This is a genomic window from Pseudoduganella buxea (assembly GCF_009720835.1).
In the GTDB taxonomy this organism is placed as follows: domain Bacteria; phylum Pseudomonadota; class Gammaproteobacteria; order Burkholderiales; family Burkholderiaceae_D; genus Rugamonas; species Rugamonas buxea.
Map to the genome: position 1 here is coordinate 1 of NZ_WNKZ01000293.1, position 310 is coordinate 310.

At 77.1% G+C, this 310-nt stretch carries 1 protein-coding gene; it reads right to left on the reverse strand.

Features of this window, described 5'->3' with window-relative positions; all coding sequences use genetic code 11:
* The coding region (locus tag GM672_RS28740; RefSeq protein ID WP_211517467.1) for a hypothetical protein at nucleotides 1-310 on the reverse strand (310 nt) is incomplete at both ends.

Here is a 310-nt window from a genome sequence, read left to right on the forward strand (position 1 = left end):
CGCCGAGCACGGTGTCCAGCCCGGCGGCCAGGGCCGGCGGCATGGCGCACGCCACGCGTGCGGCGCCGTAGCGGGCCGGCTCGATGACGATGTGCCAGTCCGGCATCGGCCCGTACAGCGCGCTGAAGCGGGCCAGGCACAGGGCGCGCTCCTCGGCCGCGTCCAGGTGGGCGGCACTGAACGGCACCAGCGCATAGCGCACCAGCCGGTCCGACAGCACCGTGTGGACCGTGCGCCGCCGCAGCGCATGGGCGTCGAGCAGCTGCGCCAGCGCCTGCAGCAGCGCACCGGCCGCATCCGGCGCGGCGGC